Here is a 15,953-nt window from a genome sequence, read left to right as displayed (position 1 = left end):
TGTCGCCATGAGAGTTGTCGTTCAACGCGCAAAAGATGCAAAAGTCACAGTAGCTGGCGAAGTAGTCGGAGAAATTGATTTTGGGCTTGTTTTGCTAGTTGGCATTACGCATGATGATACGGAGGAAGATGCAGCATTTGTTGCCGATAAAATTGCTCATTTGCGCATATTTGAAGATGAACACGGAAAAATGAACGTATCCCTTTTAGATGTTGGTGGAGCGATTTTATCAATTTCGCAATTTACGCTGTACGGAGACTGTCGCAAAGGAAGAAGACCGAACTTTATGGATGCTGCAAAACCGGAGCATGCGAAACAAATATATGAAGCATTGAATGAACAATTACGCCAAAAAGGAATTCGGGTGGAAACGGGCATATTCGGAGCGATGATGGATGTACAACTGACAAACGTTGGCCCGGTGACGCTTATTGTTGAAAGCAAATAAAAACCGTGCTCGCATGTGGACGAGCCCGGTTTTTTCTTATCCTCGTGCTAAATGTTTTTTTATTTTTTGTACGTCACGGAGGGTAAGGCCGAATTCAGAAGCGAGTTCAAACGATGTGAGCTCATTTTCTTTTTGAATAAATGAATGAAAATCGACGTGCATAAGTGGGGATTGTGAATGAATAAATTCCCCTTTTTCACTATGGCGCATGATCAATCTCCTTTCGCATCAAATGTCTTTCGTATTATTCCCAATTTTTCTACCTTTTCATTCAAAGAAGGATTTTGTTTATTTGTGAAGAAATAAAGTAGCGACCATTGACAACGTAGGAGGATGTACAGCATGAAAAAAACGTTCGTGGCTTCATTGTTCATTTGTTGTTGTTTCTTGATGATCTTTCAAACAGCATCAGCAGCAATGAACGTGCGCATCGTTGTTGACCGATTAAACGTACGAACAGGTCCGGGATTAACATTTCCGGTGCAAGGAAAAGTAGCGAAAGGAAAGCAATATGCTGTCGTTCAAAAGCGAGGGGAATGGCTGCAAATTCGGCTCGCTTCGAATCGGACAGGTTGGGTGTACGGCAAATACGTGCAAATGCAAAACGAACAGATGGAAAAGAAAAAACAAATACAACAACTTGTTGTATGCCAAGCAGACGGATTACGACTTCGTAAAGGACCAGGAACGACGTATGCGATCATCGGGTATGTCAATCGTAACGAAAAAGGAACGGCAACGATGATACAAGGGGATTGGATGTATGTGCGTTGGGATGGAAAAGAAGGTTGGGTGCATCGCTCATACATAGCAAATGTTGAAAAAAACACAGAAAAAAACACAGAACAAAATACAGAACAAAATACATACGTCCAAATGTTATATGACAATACAAATATTCGTTCTGCTGCTTCAACACAGTCCTCTATCATTACTAAAGCAAAACGTGGCGACCAGTTTGCAGTCATTCGAAAAGAAGGACGATGGTACGTCATACAAGTAGATGCACAAACGATCGGTTATGTCGCAGAATGGATCGTTCAAGTAACAAAGAAACCTGCGCCTTATCAAAAAACGATTGTAGGGAAAACGATTGTCATTGACGCAGGGCATGGTGGAAAAGATTATGGGGCGACTGGAGTCAACGGAACAATTGAAAAAATGTTAACGTTACAAACGGTATTGTTGTTAGGTGAAAAACTAAAGCAAATGGGTGCGAACGTCATTTTCACACGCGAAGATGATCGCTTTTTATCGCTTAGTGAGCGTGTCTACATAGCGGGGAAACATCAAGCAGATGCTTTTATTAGCATTCATTACGATAGCGCATTAAACCGCACAGCAAGTGGTTTAACGATATATTACTATAAATCAATTGATCGTTCGCTCGCGAATGCGATGTTTGATCCGCTGAGCCGTCTAACAGGCATTCAGCAACGCGGGATTCGAAGTGGCAATTACCATGTGTTGCGTGAAAATAGTCGCCCTTCTGTATTGCTTGAACTTGGCTATTTAAGCAATCCGAATGAAGAGTTGTTTGTTATGTCACAAGACTATCAACAAGCAGCGACAGAGGCGATTTATAATGGATTGCTTCAGTATTTCGGAAAATAAGGTCATCTTGACAAATGGTTTGTTCATACGTAATATAAAAAGAAAATTCAACATCTCGCCGATGATGGAGAAAAGTAGTTAAGAGTACACATGGCCAGAGAGGAAATGCCATAGGCTGGAAGCATTTCTCCATGATGACTTAACGAACGAACACTCCGTAGGTTTCTCTTTGAACGCGTCAGTTAGTAGGAGAGAACGCTTTCCGGGCGTTATCGGATGAAAGTGGAAGCATGCGCTTCAACTAGGGTGGCACCACGGGAACTCGTCTCTCGTCCCTAATTTATTAGGGGTGGGAGATTTTTATTTGCATAAAAACTGAAGGAGGGAAACATATGTCGTTTCAAATTCCGCGCGGAACGCAAGACATTTTGCCCGAACAAGCAGCAAAATGGCAATATATTGAACACATTGCGCGCGAACTTTGCCGTCGTTACAATTATCAAGAAATTCGCACCCCCATTTTTGAACATACGGAGCTGTTTTTACGAGGTGTTGGCGATACAACCGATATCGTTCAAAAAGAAATGTACACGTTTGAAGACCGTGGCGGTCGAAGTTTAACGCTTCGTCCAGAAGGAACAGCAGCAGTCGTTCGTTCATTTGTAGAAAATAAAATGTACGGGTATCCGAATCAGCCAGTTAAACTGTACTATATGGGGCCGATGTTTCGTTATGAGCGTCCGCAAGCTGGTCGTTTCCGCCAGTTCGTGCAATTTGGTGTTGAAGCGCTCGGAAGCAACGATCCTGCGATTGATGCTGAAGTCATCGCTTTAGCGATGGACATTTACCACACGCTCGGATTGAAAAAGCTGAAACTTGTCATCAATAGTTTAGGTGATGTTGAAAGTAGAAAAGCGCACCGCCAAGCGCTCATCGATCATTTCCAACCTCGCATTCATGAGTTTTGTGATGATTGCCAAGCGCGGTTACATAAAAATCCAATGCGCATTTTAGACTGTAAAAAAGATCGCGACCACGAACTGATGCGTACTGCACCATCGATTCTTGATTACTTAAATGAACAGTCGCGCACATATTTTGAAAAAGTGCAAATGTATTTACAGAAGCTTGGCATCGCATTTGAAGTCGATTCACGGCTTGTGCGCGGTTTGGACTATTACAATCATACCGCATTTGAAATTATGAGCGAGGCAGAAGGATTTGGCGCCATTACGACGCTATGCGGCGGTGGGCGTTATAACGGTCTCGTTCAAGAAATTGGCGGACCGGAAACGCCAGGGATCGGATTCGCTTTAAGCATTGAGCGCTTGCTTGCTGCATTAGAGGCCGAGGGCATTTCGTTACCGATTTTAGAAGGAATTGACTGTTATGTTGTAGCTTTAGGAGAACAAGCAAAAGAAGAAGCAGTTGCGCTTGTTGCTGCGCTACGTAAAGAAGGCATTTCGGCAGAAAAAGATTATCAAGATCGAAAAGTGAAAGCACAGCTTAAAGCTGCCGACCGTTTACATGCGACGTATGTTGCAATTTTAGGTGAAGATGAATTGCGAAAAGGTGTCATTAACGTAAAACATATGGCAACGGGAGAACAGCAAGAAGTGCCTCTTGACACATTTATTTCACATATGAAACACGTATTGAAATAGGAGGGGAAAGTATGTTCGGAAGGACGCATTATTGTGGAGAAGTAACAGATATGGCGATCGGTCAAACGGTGCGCTTAAAAGGATGGGTGCAAAAACGTCGCGATCTCGGAGGGCTTATTTTTATCGATTTGCGCGACCGTACAGGTATTGTGCAAATTGTATTTAGCCCAGATGTGTCAAAAGAGGCGTTGCAAGTAGCAGAAACAATTCGTAGCGAATACGTGTTAGACGTAGAAGGAACGGTCGTTCAACGCGAAGAAGGACAAGTTAATCCGAATTTACCGACTGGAACAATTGAAGTGCATGCGACGCACGTGACGATTTTAAGTGAAGCAAAAACGCCGCCGTTTCCGATTTCAGATAAAACAGATGTATCCGAAGACGTTCGCTTAAAATATCGCTACTTAGATTTGCGTCGCCCGGTGATGTTCCAGACGTTTCAAATGCGCCATCAAGTAACGAAAGCGATTCGCGACTTTTTAGACGAAGAAGGCTTTTTAGAAGTAGAAACGCCAATTTTAACGAAAAGTACGCCAGAAGGGGCGCGCGATTACTTAGTGCCAAGCCGTGTACATCCAGGCGAGTTTTATGCGTTACCACAATCGCCGCAAATTTTTAAACAATTATTAATGGTCGCTGGCTTTGAACGATATTATCAAATCGCTCGTTGTTTCCGCGATGAAGATTTACGTGCTGATCGTCAACCAGAATTTACACAAGTCGATATTGAAACATCGTTTATGAGTCAAGACGATATTTTAGCAATGATCGAGCGAATGATGGCGCGCGTCATGAAAGTCGCAAAAGGAGTCGACATCTCTATTCCGTTCCCGCGCATGTCATACGATGAAGCGATTGCGCGTTACGGTTCGGACAAGCCAGATACGCGTTTTGGACTTGAGCTTGTTGATTTATCCGAGCAAGTGAAAGATTGCGGGTTTAAAGTGTTTGCAAGCGCGGTGCAAAACGGCGGACAAGTGAAGGCGATCAATGTGAAAGGTGCAGCGGATAAATATTCGCGTAAAGATATTGATGCGCTAACGGAATATGTCGCTCGTTATGGAGCAAAAGGATTAGCTTGGTTGAAAGTTGAAGCAGACGGCTTAAAAGGACCAATTGCTAAGTTTTTCAATGAAGATGAACAAAAACAAATGATGCAAACACTTGAAGCAGAAACGGGTGACTTATTGTTATTTGTCGCTGATAAAAAATCGGTTGTTGCCGATGCGCTTGGTGCATTGCGTTCAAAGTTAGGAAAAGATTTACAGTTGATTGACGAATCAGCGTTTCATTTCTTATGGATTACAGATTGGCCACTATTTGAATACGACGAAGAAGAAGGTCGTTATTATGCAGCGCATCATCCGTTTACCATGCCTGTTCGTGAAGATGTGCCAAAATTTGAAACAGACCCAGCGAGCGTTCGAGCGCAAGCATACGATCTTGTGTTAAATGGATATGAGCTAGGTGGAGGCTCACTCCGTATTTTCGAGCGTGATATACAAGAAAAAATGTTTAAAACGCTCGGCTTTACTGAAGAACAAGCGCGTGAACAGTTTGGCTTTTTGCTAGAAGCGTTTGAATACGGTACGCCTCCACATGGGGGAATTGCGCTTGGATTAGACCGGCTTGTCATGTTGCTTGCGGGGCGTTCGAATTTACGTGATACAATCGCCTTCCCGAAAACAGCGAGCGCGAGTTGCTTGTTAACGGAAGCGCCAAGTGCAGTTAGCGAAGAGCAATTAGAAGAATTACATTTGCGAATCAAAGACGTTCAAAAAGTAGACTAAATTTGTAACGTTGCAAATACGTTCGAAGTGTGCTAACATACAAGTAACAACAAGTCCTGATGTGTTTGTCGTATCACCTATTGTTTTGACCGAACAATGTGTGATACGGGAGCCCGGGTTTTCAGGTGGCGTACATGCCTCATTTACATAGAGAGGACGTACATAAGCTTGAAACAGGGCACCCACCTGTGAGAGAGCGGGTTCAAAACAAAGGCCATCAGCGACGGCACGATTGGGACTTAGGAAACAAAAACGAATGAAGCCTTGACGTAAAGAACATGCTTTACGTCAAGGCTTTATTTGTGCCACAATGCATATATATCCGATTGAAAGACTTACATATGGGAGGAACAACATGTTACATCAATTTTCTCGTAATGAACTCGCAATCGGGAAAGAAGGTTTAAAAAAATTAAGCGAAAGCACAGTGGCCGTTCTTGGCATTGGAGGTGTCGGATCATTTGCGGTTGAGGCGCTTGCTCGTTCAGGGGTTGGACGTCTCATTTTAATCGATAAAGACGATATTGACATTACAAATGTGAACAGACAAATTCATGCGCTATTATCTACTGTCGGTCGTCCGAAAGTAGAAGTGATGAAAGAGCGCATCGCAGACATTAATCCAGCATGCGAAGTCATTGCGTTAAAAATGTTTTATACAGAAGAGACGTATGAACAAATTTTTTCGTACGATATTGACTACGTCATTGATGCATCCGATACGATTTCGTATAAAATTCATCTAATGAAACAATGTTTAGAACGAAACATCCCAATTATTTCAAGCATGGGAGCGGCAAATAAAATGGATCCGACCCGTTTTCGCATTGCTGATATTTCAAAAACGCATACGGATCCGATTGCAAAAGTTATTCGCACGAGATTGCGGAAAGAAGGAATTAAAAAAGGCATCACCGTTGTTTTCTCGGATGAAATTCCAATTGTCATTCGCGAAGACGTGCGAAAGGAAGTAGGAAATGATGAGGCAACCATTCGTAAGGCAAAAATACCACCTTCATCGAATGCGTTTGTTCCATCGGTTGCTGGCCTCATCATGGCTGCACATGTTGTACAACAATTATTAAAAGATATTCCGATCCAACGTGTCGATCAACAATGAGCGCAAAGGGAACTCCTTTGCGTTTTTTTACCGTTATTGACGTTAATTCTCGTTCCTGTTGTATACGAACTATTTTTCTTCCGTCAAGCGAAAAAAGAACGACAAGTATAATCGTTGCAGGCTGGCTGAAATTCGGTCAACCTGTTGTGTTATAATAAAATGAGAAACGAACAGTAAGGATGGAGCCTCATGAGCAGAAAAGAACAAATTATTGAAGTCGCAATGAAACTATTTGCTGAAAAAGGATATCATGCGACAACGATGCAAGAAATTGCTGAACATAGTCAGTTAGCCAAAGGATCATTATACAACAAAGTCATATGCGCCAATTTGTTCCTGCCCTACGTGCAGCGTTAGCATTGTGAGGTGAGAAAACGATGTTGTTTGCTCAAGAGCCGCTTGCTTATCGTATGCGCCCGCGTACGATTGATGAAGTTATCGGACAAGACGATGTCATCGGTTCACATACAGCGCTATATCGAATGATTAAAAATGGTTATGTGCCATCGTTATTGCTTTATGGACCGCCTGGCGTCGGGAAAACATCGCTTGCTTATGCGATCACTGGAACGGTACAACGTCCGTTTTATATGCTCAATGCGACGACGGCAGGAAAAAAAGAAATGGAAGAAATAGTGGCGGATGCTCGCTTTGAAGGCAACGTTATTTTATTTATTGATGAAATTCATCGTTTCACAAAAGCGCAACAAGATTATTTATTACCACATGTCGAAAGCGGTTTGATTACCCTCATTGGTGCGACGACAGAAAATCCATTTCATTCGATTAATCCGGCTGTTCGCAGTCGCTTAGGACAAATAAAACAGTTGCAGCCATTAACAAAAGAGAAGACGCTCGCATTATTGCACCGCGCTTTAGCCGATCGTGAACGAGGATTAGGCGATTGGCATATTGACATTAGCGATGAGGCGCTTTCGATCATTGCTGAAGGGGCAAACGGAGATGCTCGAGCGGCATTGACGATTTTAGAGGAAGTCGTATATGCAACGAAACAAAGGGATCAATATGCTGTTGTGGATGTGCAAGCTGTTTTGTCTTGTGTAGAAAACAAGTCGCTAACGTATGATAAACAAGGAGATACGTATTATTCTTTACTTTCCGCTTTTCAAAAAAGCATTCGCGGCAGTGACGTAGATGCTTCGCTTCACTATTTAGCAAGGCTTCTTGAAGGTGGCGATCTTACCGCTGTTTGCCGTCGCCTTGCAGTCATTGCTTATGAAGATATTGGATTAGCCAATCCACTGATCGGTGTGAAGGTGATGAGCGCGATCGAAGCCGCAGAGCGTCTCGGTATGCCAGAAGCACGCATTCCGCTTTCAGTCGTGACGATTGACATGTGTTTATCACCGAAATCAAATAGCGCCTATAAAGCAATCGATCAAGCGCTTATAGATGTGCGAAACGGAAAAGGACAATCGATTCCGCTTCATTTGCAAGATGCTCACTATGCGGGGGCGAAACATCTTGGACGCGGAATAGGGTATAAATATCCACACGATTATCCATACGGTTGGGTGGCACAACAATACTTACCTGATGATTTAATCGGAGTGCAATATTATCAACCGAAACAAAACGGCGAAGAAAAGCAATTCGCTTCCGTTTATGAGCGGCTCAATGAACGAAAAAAGCAGTAACGTTCCTCTGTTTCGTATTTTTATGTTATAATGGCTTGTGTTTCTTTTGACAGTGAATGAGGGGATGATCCGTTTGAAAATATCTACAAAAGGCCGATACGGTTTAACGATTATGATTGAGTTGGCGAAACGATATGGAGAGGGACCGATTTCATTAAAATCGATCGCTCAAATGAATAATTTGTCGGAGCATTATTTAGAACAACTCATTTCCCCATTGCGAAACGCTGGTTTAGTGAAAAGCGTTCGTGGAGCGTATGGCGGTTACATTTTAGCAGATGAACCATCAAAAATTACTGCGGGCGATGTTATTCGTGTGTTGGAAGGACCGCTTCAAGTCGTTGAAGGACTAGAAGATGAAGAACCAGCGAAACGTGAATTATGGATGCGCGTTCGCGATGCGGTAAAAGAAGTGTTAGATAGCACGACGCTTGAAGACTTAGCAAGTCATACCGACGACCACGGTGATGCATATATGTTTTATATCTAGGAAAGGAGAATGTATTTGGAGCGCATTTATTTAGACCACGCAGCGACGTCTCCTGTTCATCCGCAAGTTGTGGAGGCAATGGTACCGTACATGACAACATATTTTGGCAACCCATCAAGCATTCATTCATTTGGTCGTGAAACACGACGTGCCCTTGATGAAGCGAGGGAGACCATTGCTAAAACGATCGGGGCAAAAGCGAACGAAATCATTTTTACAAGCGGTGGAACAGAGGCGGATAATTTAGCGATCATTGGTGTGGCAATGGCGAATCGCGAGAGAGGACGACACATCATTACAACGTCTGTCGAACATCATGCTGTATTAAACACGTGCAAATATTTACAGAAACAAGGATTTGATGTGACATACTTACCTGTGGATGAGCATGGCATCATTTCTATTGAACAGCTAAAAAGCGCTTTGCGCGACGATACGGTTCTTGTCTCTATCATGTTTGGCAACAACGAAACAGGTGTGTTGCAACCAATTCATGATATTGGTCAATTGCTTCATGACCACGATGTGTATTTTCATACAGATGCAGTACAAGCGTATGGTCTCGTTCCGATCGATGTGCACGAACTCGGCATCGATTTACTTTCCGTATCAAGCCATAAAATTAACGGACCAAAAGGAGTCGGCTTTTTATACGTACGTGAAGGGGTTCGTCTGACGCCACACATATACGGCGGAGAACAAGAAAGAAAACGACGTGCAGGGACAGAAAACGTACCCGGTATTGTCGGATTGCAAAAAGCAGCTGAACTCGCACAACAAATGATGTCTGAAAAACGAGCGTTATATGAACAGTTTCAACGTATCATGTTGACGACATTTGAACGAGAAGGCATTCATTACGCGGTGAACGGTCATGAAACAAATCGTTTGCCACATGTATTAAATGTTGCGTTTTTCGAAACAAATGTAGAAGCATTGCTTGTCAATTTAGATTTAGCAGGCATTGCCGCCTCAAGCGGCTCGGCGTGTACAGCTGGCTCAATTGATCCGTCACATGTGTTAGTGGCGATGTACGGAAATGAATCGGAGCGCATTCGTTCTTCTGTTCGTTTTAGCTTTGGATATGGAAATACGTTGGAACAAATAGAACGTGCCGCACATGAAATATCAAAAATTGTAAAAAGACTAACGAAAGCGTGAAAGAGGGGGGAAAAATGGCAAGAGTAGTTGTTGGAATGTCAGGAGGAGTCGATTCGTCCGTTGCTGCCCTTTTATTGAAACAACAAGGGTACGATGTTATCGGTATTTTTATGAAAAACTGGGACGATACAGATGAAAACGGTGTATGTACCGCAACGGAAGATTACGAAGATGTCGTGCGTGTGTGCAACCAAATTGGTATTCCGTATTATGCGGTCAACTTCGAAAAGCAATATTGGGAAAAAGTATTTACGTACTTTTTAGACGAATATAAAGCAGGGCGTACGCCAAATCCAGATGTGATGTGCAATAAAGAAATTAAGTTTAAAGCATTTTTAGAACATGCGATGGCGCTTGGAGCGGACTATTTAGCGACAGGACATTATGCCCGCGTTGCCTATCGCGATGGAGAATATCAATTGTTGCGCGGGTTAGATGCAAATAAAGATCAAACGTATTTTTTAAATCAGCTTGGCCAAGCTCAATTATCGAAAGTGTTGTTTCCAATCGGCGAATTACAAAAGTCCAAAGTGCGTGAAATCGCCAAAGAAGCCGGACTTGCGACAGCAGGAAAAAAAGATAGCACCGGCATTTGTTTCATCGGTGAACGCAATTTTAAACAGTTTTTAAGCAATTATTTACCTGCACAGCCGGGCAAGATGCAAACGCTCGATGGAGAAGTAAAAGGTACGCACGATGGCTTAATGTACTATACGATCGGACAACGCCACGGACTTGGTATTGGTGGTAGCGGAGAGCCTTGGTTCGTTGTTGGGAAAAATTTAAAAGACAACATTTTATACGTTGCACAAGGATTTGATAACGAATTGCTTTATTCTGATGCAATTATTGCAACGAACGTCAATTGGGTCAGCGATCGAAAACCGAATGAACCGATTGCTTGTACAGCGAAATTCCGTTATCGTCAACCAGATGTACCGGTGACAGTAGAAATGATTGATGAAACGACGGCACGCGTATCATTTAGCCAACGCGTACGCGCAGTTACGCTGGGGCAAGCGGTCGTTTTCTACAACGGTGAACAATGTCTCGGTGGCGGAACGATCGATCAAGTATTTCGCAACGGTGAAAGATTGACATACGTTGGCTAACCTTCAACTCAACAGACGAGTTGAAGGCTTTTTTGTTATAATATGCATATGAGGTGATAGTAATGGATTACAACGCACAAGGCATTCAATATATGCAGCAAGGACAATATGAAGAAGCGGTTAAATGTTTTCATGAAGCGATTGAACGACAACCGAACGATCCTGTTGGTTACATTAATTTTGGAAACGTATTAGCAGCTGTCGGTGAAGAAGAAAAAGCGATTCGCTTTTTCCATAAAGCACTTGAACTTGATGAAAAAGCAGCGACCGCTTATTACGGACTCGGATCCATTTATTACAATCGCCAACAATTTGAACGAGCGAAAGAACAATTTGAACGGGCGATTCGAGTCGGATTAGCAGATGGAGATGTGTTTTTTATGCTTGGCATGTCGCTTATGTACTTAGAGCAACCACGTTTAGCGCTACCATATTTTCAGCGGGCAGTAGAATTAAACGAGCGCGATGTCGAAGCGACATTTCAGCTCGGGCTTTGTTTCGCGCAACTACAGTTCGTGGATGAGGCGATGACGTATTTTGAACGGACGATTCATTTAAACGACCAACATGCAGATGCGTATTACAATTTAGGTGTCGCATATGCATACAAAGACGATCCGAAAACGGCATATGAGATGTTTGAAAAGGCGCTGGCTATTCAACCGGATCATTTGTTAGCAGGTCATGGGAAAAAGCTAATGGAACGCGCATTGCAATAACAAAGGGGGAGATGGCGTTGCAACAACAGTTAGATTTAGACGGACGATCGTTTATTAAAGGCGTCCATGTCGGTACCATTTTTCATAACGAAGACAATTTATATTCAGTTATTCGTGTACGCGTAGAAGAAACAAATGAAGCGCATATAGAAAAAGACGTTGTTGTGACAGGCTATTTCCCTTTGCTCGGTGAGTATGATACATATACGTTTTTCGGCACATTTAAAGAACATCCGCGCTTTGGAAAACAATATGTTGTTGATCATTTTCGAAAAGAGTTTCCTGAAACGAAAGAAGGAGTGATTCAATATTTATCGGGCGGCATGTTTAAAGGAATCGGAAAAAAAACAGCGGCGGCGATCGTGGAAACGTTAGGGGAGCGAGCGATTTCAAAAATATTAGAAGATCCCGATGTGCTTGCGAACGTACCGAAGCTAACAAAAGCAAAAGCAAAGCAGCTGTATGAGACGTTGCGCGAACATGAAGGATTAGAACAAATTATGATTGCTTTGTCGCAATTTGGGTTTGGACCTCAATTATCGATGAAAATTTATCAAGTGTACAAAGATGAAACGTTACAAATCATTCGCACAAATCCATATCAACTTGTCGAAGACGTTGAAGGAATTGGATTTGGTCGCGCTGATGATCTCGGCTTGCAGCTCGGTATTTCGGGCAATCATCCGGATCGCATTCGGGCAGGTTGTTTATACGTCATGGAGCAACATTGCATGCAAGAAGGACATGTGTATATGACGTATGAACAACTCCTTACAGAAGTGAAACAATTGTTAGAGGCGAAACGGCAAGAAGCCGTTGAAGTTGCTTGCATTTCCCGTGAAATGATCCATTTATCTGAAGAAGGGAAGTTAATTGTGGAAGAAGATCGTTTTTACATCCCTTCCTTGTATTTTGCGGAAAAAGGTATCGTGTCAAACGTGAAGCGGCTGCTTGAGCAAAAGGGCATGACTACGTTTTCTGAAGCCGAATTTTTACTAGCGCTCGGTGAATGGGAAGAAGAAGCAAACATTCAATATTCGCAAAAACAAAAAGAGGCGATTCAACAAGCCCTTTGTTCCCCGTTGTTCATTTTAACAGGCGGACCAGGGACAGGAAAAACGACGGTCATTAATGGTATTGTTCATTTGTTCGCTAAATTGCATGGGCTATCGCTTGATCCGACGAGCTATGATACGGACGAGCCGTTTCCGATTTTACTTGCTGCTCCAACCGGCCGTGCAGCGAAGCGCATGACGGAATCGACAGGTTTGCCGGCGATGACGATTCATCGTTTGCTCGGCTGGAGTGGTGACGGGTTTCAACGTGGGGAAGACGAACCGATTAACGGAAAGTTGTTAATTGTCGATGAAATGTCCATGGTCGATACGTGGCTAGCGAATCAGTTATTAAAGTCTGTTCCATCATCCATGCAAGTCATTTTCGTTGGCGATGAAGACCAATTACCGTCCGTCGGACCAGGACAAGTGCTGAAAGACTTGCTTCGCGCAAACGTCATTCCGACCGTTCGCTTGACAGACATTTATCGCCAGGCAGAAGGTTCGTCGATCATTTCCCTTGCCCATGCGATTAAAGATGGAAACATTCCTCACGATTTGACGTTTCCACAAAAAGACCGTTCATTTATTCGTTGCACGGGCGGACAAGTCGTTGACGTCGTAAAAAAAGTAGCTGAAAACGCAAAACAAAAAGGATATCGCGCAAAAGACGTTCAAGTGCTCGCACCGATGTATCGCGGTCATGCAGGAATTGATCGATTAAACGAAACGTTGCAACAGCTATTTAATCCAAAACATGATCATAAACGAGAGCTTACGTTTGGTGATGTCGTTTATCGCGTAGGCGATAAAGTGTTGCAGCTAGTCAATCAGCCGGATGAAAATGTGTTTAATGGCGATATCGGTGAGATCGTTGCGATTTTCTATGCCAACGAAAACGTAGAAAAACAAGATCTCGTTGTCGTTTCGTTTGATGGAAACGAAGTGACATACCCAAAACAAGAATTGAATCAAATTACGCACGCCTACTGTTGTTCGATTCATAAATCGCAAGGAAGCGAATTTCCGATCGTCATTTTGCCTGTTGTAAAAAGTTATTATCGCATGTTAAGGCGCAATTTATTGTACACAGCCATTACGCGCAGTAAACGATATTTAATTTTGTGCGGTGAAGAAGAAGCGTTCCAGCTTGGGGTCATGCGAACAGATGACGGAACGAGACAAACGACATTGTACGAAAAATTAACAAATACTATTTCGCCTGAGCAACAGCTGCTTCCGATGGAAGATGCAAACATCGGAATGGAAGGTGTTACCCCGTATGACTTTATGGAAAATGACGTAACATAATGACGGACACACATATTGGCACGCTCCTTCTTTCCGTGACGTATGTTTACGTAAAAAAATGACAAAGATAGAAGAAAAAATAAAGAGGAGTGTGTCCTTTATGTTAAAGTGTCCGAATTGTCAAAGTAAAGATTTGGGTAAAATCGGCGTTAATCAGTATTATTGCTGGAATTGCTTTATTGAGCTAACCGTCCAAAAAGGAATGATTTATACGCATCAAGTAGAAGAAGACGGAACGCTTAGCTCGCTCGACGATTTGTTTAGCGAACAGGAACGAACTTTGTTTTCGTAATGAAAGGAGAATGACGATGAATCGAACAATCGCTTCTTTAATTGCGATCGGTGCAGGAGTAGCAGCATACCAATTAGCGCAACGAAACGGCGGCATGAACATGCGCAATGTGCGAAAAGTCGGCAAACAAATGTTGCGCCCATTTATGTAACGAAAAAACGGCAATCTCATTTGAGGTTGCCGTTTGTTTGTATAACATCCCCTTTATATTCTAACACTATAACAAGGAGGGATGGTCTTGGAGCATTCACATCTGCATTTTTTCGTTCGTTTAACGAAGTTGCTATTCATTTTAGTTTGCTTATATTTTATTGTAAAGCTTCAGTCGGTATGGCTGCCGTTTTTACATGTATTTATTAAAATTATGACCCCTTTTCTCATCGCCGCATTCATTACATACTTATTGCATCCTGTTGTTGAATACGTTCATAAGCGAGGCATGCCGAGAGCGCTTGCCATTCTTGCCATTTATGCACTATTTTTTGGTGGAATCGGTTTTGCTATTTACAAAGGGGCACCGTTGTTCATTGCTCAGCTAGAAGATTTAAATAAAAGCTTACCGATATTTGTTCGTACGTATGAACAATGGACGAATTATATTCATGAAGAAACAGCCACATGGCCTTATGATGTCCATCAACGCATTGAGGCGATGATGACAGAAGCGGAGTCATTTATTAGCGAGGCGGTTACAGGTGCGATTATTGGAGTGAAACAACTCATTAATCGAATCATCATCTTTTTTATTATTCCTTTCATTGCGTTTTACATGTTAAAAGATGTGGAGCTTATTAAAAAAGCAGCGTGGGAATGGACTCCGAAAAAATGGCGCCATAAAGGTATGCAATTTTTACGCGACGTTGATCAAACGCTCGGTGGATATATTCGTGGACAATTGTTCGTCTGTTTTTTGATCGGAACGGCTGCTACGCTTTCGTTTTGGCTTATTGATATGAAATATCCCCTCTTGCTTGGCATGATCGTCGGGGTTACAAATGTCATCCCGTATTTCGGACCAATTATTGGAGCTATTCCAGCGGCGATTATTGCTGCAACCGTATCAGTAAACAAACTGCTTCTTACTGTTGGAATCGTCTTTTTATTGCAGTTCATTGAAGGAAACATTTTATCCCCACTTATTGTAGGGAAAAGCTTACATTTACATCCGCTTATTATTATGTTTTCCTTATTTGTTGGTGGGGAAATCGGTGGCATCATCGGTTTAATTGTTGCTGTTCCGATCGTTGCGATTGCTAAGGCGACATTTGTACACATTCGCTCGCTGAAAACAAATTGACAAAAAAAAGGGGCTTGTCTATAATTTTCACAAGAGTGATACATAAAAAACGATGACGGATCGAGTATGTTACAGTCCATCTTAAAGCGCTTTTGGCGCACAGAGAGGAATTTCCGTGGCTGAAAGAAATTCCAGATGAAGAGTAACAGAACGCTAATCCTGAGTGCAGGCAAACCCTGCCGACGAAGCCACGTTACGGCGGTTGAGGTGATGGACGTTTTGTCCATAAACAGGGTGGTACCGCGAGCAAGCTCTCGTCCCTGAGCAGGGATGGGAGTTTTT

The 15,953-nt window shown here is 42.7% G+C and carries 15 protein-coding genes, 1 other RNA gene, 1 pseudogene and 1 other annotated feature; of the genes and pseudogenes, 16 read left to right on the top strand and 1 reads right to left on the bottom strand.

Going from position 1 to position 15,953, the window contains the following annotated elements; translation table 11 throughout:
• Window positions 1-7 precede the first annotated feature (7 nt).
• Complete coding sequence (dtd, locus tag ETB99_RS12145) at window positions 8-448, top strand: D-aminoacyl-tRNA deacylase (RefSeq protein ID WP_077429374.1); 441 nt, start codon at window positions 8-10, stop codon at window positions 446-448.
• 36 nt (window positions 449-484) lie between these two features.
• Here the strand turns inward: dtd and ETB99_RS12140 are convergent, their stop codons facing one another.
• A complete protein-coding gene (locus tag ETB99_RS12140) occupies window positions 485-658 on the bottom strand; it encodes a hypothetical protein (RefSeq protein WP_006320494.1) in 174 nt (57 codons plus the stop codon).
• A gap of 132 nt (window positions 659-790) precedes the next feature.
• Between ETB99_RS12140 and ETB99_RS12135 the strand changes: the two genes are divergently transcribed.
• The 15 genes and pseudogenes from ETB99_RS12135 to ETB99_RS12065 all read left to right on the top strand — a co-directional run bounded on the left by ETB99_RS12135 (window position 791) and on the right by ETB99_RS12065 (window position 15,671).
• Window positions 791-2,062 (top strand): N-acetylmuramoyl-L-alanine amidase family protein, encoded by a 1,272-nt coding sequence (locus ETB99_RS12135; RefSeq protein ID WP_171700718.1) that lies wholly within the window; start codon window positions 791-793, stop codon window positions 2,060-2,062.
• Between the two features lie 52 nt (window positions 2,063-2,114).
• Window positions 2,115-2,342 (top strand) — a binding site (T-box leader).
• A gap of 52 nt (window positions 2,343-2,394) precedes the next feature.
• A complete protein-coding gene (hisS, locus tag ETB99_RS12130) occupies window positions 2,395-3,666 on the top strand; it encodes a histidine--tRNA ligase (protein WP_077429372.1) in 1,272 nt (423 codons plus the stop codon).
• 11 nt (window positions 3,667-3,677) lie between these two features.
• Window positions 3,678-5,456, top strand: a complete 1,779-nt coding sequence (gene aspS / locus ETB99_RS12125; RefSeq protein ID WP_077429371.1) for an aspartate--tRNA ligase — start codon at window positions 3,678-3,680, stop codon at window positions 5,454-5,456.
• Window positions 5,457-5,506: 50 nt separating this feature from the next.
• Window positions 5,507-5,699, top strand: a non-coding RNA gene (gene ssrS, locus ETB99_RS12120) — 6S RNA.
• A gap of 112 nt (window positions 5,700-5,811) precedes the next feature.
• Window positions 5,812-6,576, top strand: coding sequence for a tRNA threonylcarbamoyladenosine dehydratase (locus ETB99_RS12115; protein ID WP_077429370.1), 765 nt, complete (start codon window positions 5,812-5,814; stop codon window positions 6,574-6,576).
• Between the two features lie 189 nt (window positions 6,577-6,765).
• A pseudogene (locus tag ETB99_RS12110) lies at window positions 6,766-6,888 on the top strand (helix-turn-helix domain-containing protein); the annotation flags it as partial.
• Window positions 6,889-6,953: 65 nt separating this feature from the next.
• On the top strand, window positions 6,954-8,234 hold the full coding sequence (locus ETB99_RS12105) for a replication-associated recombination protein A (RefSeq protein WP_171700717.1): 1,281 nt from the start codon (window positions 6,954-6,956) through the stop codon (window positions 8,232-8,234).
• A gap of 73 nt (window positions 8,235-8,307) precedes the next feature.
• Window positions 8,308-8,724, top strand: a complete 417-nt coding sequence (gene cymR, locus ETB99_RS12100; RefSeq protein ID WP_171700716.1) for a cysteine metabolism transcriptional regulator CymR — start codon at window positions 8,308-8,310, stop codon at window positions 8,722-8,724.
• Between the two features lie 15 nt (window positions 8,725-8,739).
• The gene (locus ETB99_RS12095; RefSeq protein WP_171700715.1) at window positions 8,740-9,885 is read left to right on the top strand and encodes a cysteine desulfurase family protein; all 1,146 of its coding nucleotides are present in this window, start codon (window positions 8,740-8,742) and stop codon (window positions 9,883-9,885) included.
• A 14-nt stretch (window positions 9,886-9,899) separates the two neighbouring features.
• On the top strand, window positions 9,900-10,997 hold the full coding sequence (gene mnmA / locus ETB99_RS12090; RefSeq protein ID WP_216366177.1) for a tRNA 2-thiouridine(34) synthase MnmA: 1,098 nt from the start codon (window positions 9,900-9,902) through the stop codon (window positions 10,995-10,997).
• Between the two features lie 62 nt (window positions 10,998-11,059).
• Complete coding sequence (locus tag ETB99_RS12085) at window positions 11,060-11,716, top strand: tetratricopeptide repeat protein (protein WP_041638053.1); 657 nt, start codon at window positions 11,060-11,062, stop codon at window positions 11,714-11,716.
• An 11-nt stretch (window positions 11,717-11,727) separates the two neighbouring features.
• Window positions 11,728-14,082 (top strand): SF1B family DNA helicase RecD2, encoded by a 2,355-nt coding sequence (recD2, locus tag ETB99_RS12080; protein ID WP_077429364.1) that lies wholly within the window; start codon window positions 11,728-11,730, stop codon window positions 14,080-14,082.
• Window positions 14,083-14,182: 100 nt separating this feature from the next.
• Complete coding sequence (locus ETB99_RS12075) at window positions 14,183-14,374, top strand: hypothetical protein (RefSeq protein WP_021093919.1); 192 nt, start codon at window positions 14,183-14,185, stop codon at window positions 14,372-14,374.
• 10 nt (window positions 14,375-14,384) lie between these two features.
• Complete coding sequence (locus ETB99_RS12070) at window positions 14,385-14,525, top strand: YrzQ family protein (protein WP_006320530.1); 141 nt, start codon at window positions 14,385-14,387, stop codon at window positions 14,523-14,525.
• A gap of 87 nt (window positions 14,526-14,612) precedes the next feature.
• Window positions 14,613-15,671 (top strand): AI-2E family transporter, encoded by a 1,059-nt coding sequence (locus ETB99_RS12065; RefSeq protein WP_171700713.1) that lies wholly within the window; start codon window positions 14,613-14,615, stop codon window positions 15,669-15,671.
• The last annotated feature ends 282 nt before the right edge of the window (window positions 15,672-15,953 follow it).

Origin of the sequence: Anoxybacillus sp. CHMUD, from assembly GCF_013096965.1 — a bacterium.
GTDB lineage: Bacteria > Bacillota > Bacilli > Bacillales > Anoxybacillaceae > Anoxybacillus > Anoxybacillus kestanbolensis_A.
Note: the sequence above shows the minus strand (reverse complement) of the source record. Positions and strands in the feature narration are given on the sequence as shown.

What these genes read in the sequence shown, in the direction of transcription:
- hisS (WP_077429372.1), top strand. Translation starts at nt 2,395, where the DNA reads ATGTCGTTTCAAATTCCGCGCGGAACGCAAGACATTTTGCCCGAACAA.
- ETB99_RS12105 (WP_171700717.1), top strand. Translation starts at nt 6,954, where the DNA reads ATGTTGTTTGCTCAAGAGCCGCTTGCTTATCGTATGCGCCCGCGTACG.
- mnmA (WP_216366177.1), top strand. Translation starts at nt 9,900, where the DNA reads ATGGCAAGAGTAGTTGTTGGAATGTCAGGAGGAGTCGATTCGTCCGTT.
- recD2 (WP_077429364.1), top strand. Translation starts at nt 11,728, where the DNA reads ATGGCGTTGCAACAACAGTTAGATTTAGACGGACGATCGTTTATTAAA.
- ETB99_RS12135 (WP_171700718.1), top strand. Translation starts at nt 791, where the DNA reads ATGAAAAAAACGTTCGTGGCTTCATTGTTCATTTGTTGTTGTTTCTTG.
- ETB99_RS12070 (WP_006320530.1), top strand. Translation starts at nt 14,385, where the DNA reads ATGACGATGAATCGAACAATCGCTTCTTTAATTGCGATCGGTGCAGGA.
- dtd (WP_077429374.1), top strand. Translation starts at nt 8, where the DNA reads ATGAGAGTTGTCGTTCAACGCGCAAAAGATGCAAAAGTCACAGTAGCT.
- ETB99_RS12075 (WP_021093919.1), top strand. Translation starts at nt 14,183, where the DNA reads ATGTTAAAGTGTCCGAATTGTCAAAGTAAAGATTTGGGTAAAATCGGC.
- aspS (WP_077429371.1), top strand. Translation starts at nt 3,678, where the DNA reads ATGTTCGGAAGGACGCATTATTGTGGAGAAGTAACAGATATGGCGATC.
- ETB99_RS12115 (WP_077429370.1), top strand. Translation starts at nt 5,812, where the DNA reads ATGTTACATCAATTTTCTCGTAATGAACTCGCAATCGGGAAAGAAGGT.
- ETB99_RS12085 (WP_041638053.1), top strand. Translation starts at nt 11,060, where the DNA reads ATGGATTACAACGCACAAGGCATTCAATATATGCAGCAAGGACAATAT.
- ETB99_RS12140 (WP_006320494.1), bottom strand. Translation starts at nt 658, where the DNA reads ATGCGCCATAGTGAAAAAGGGGAATTTATTCATTCACAATCCCCACTT.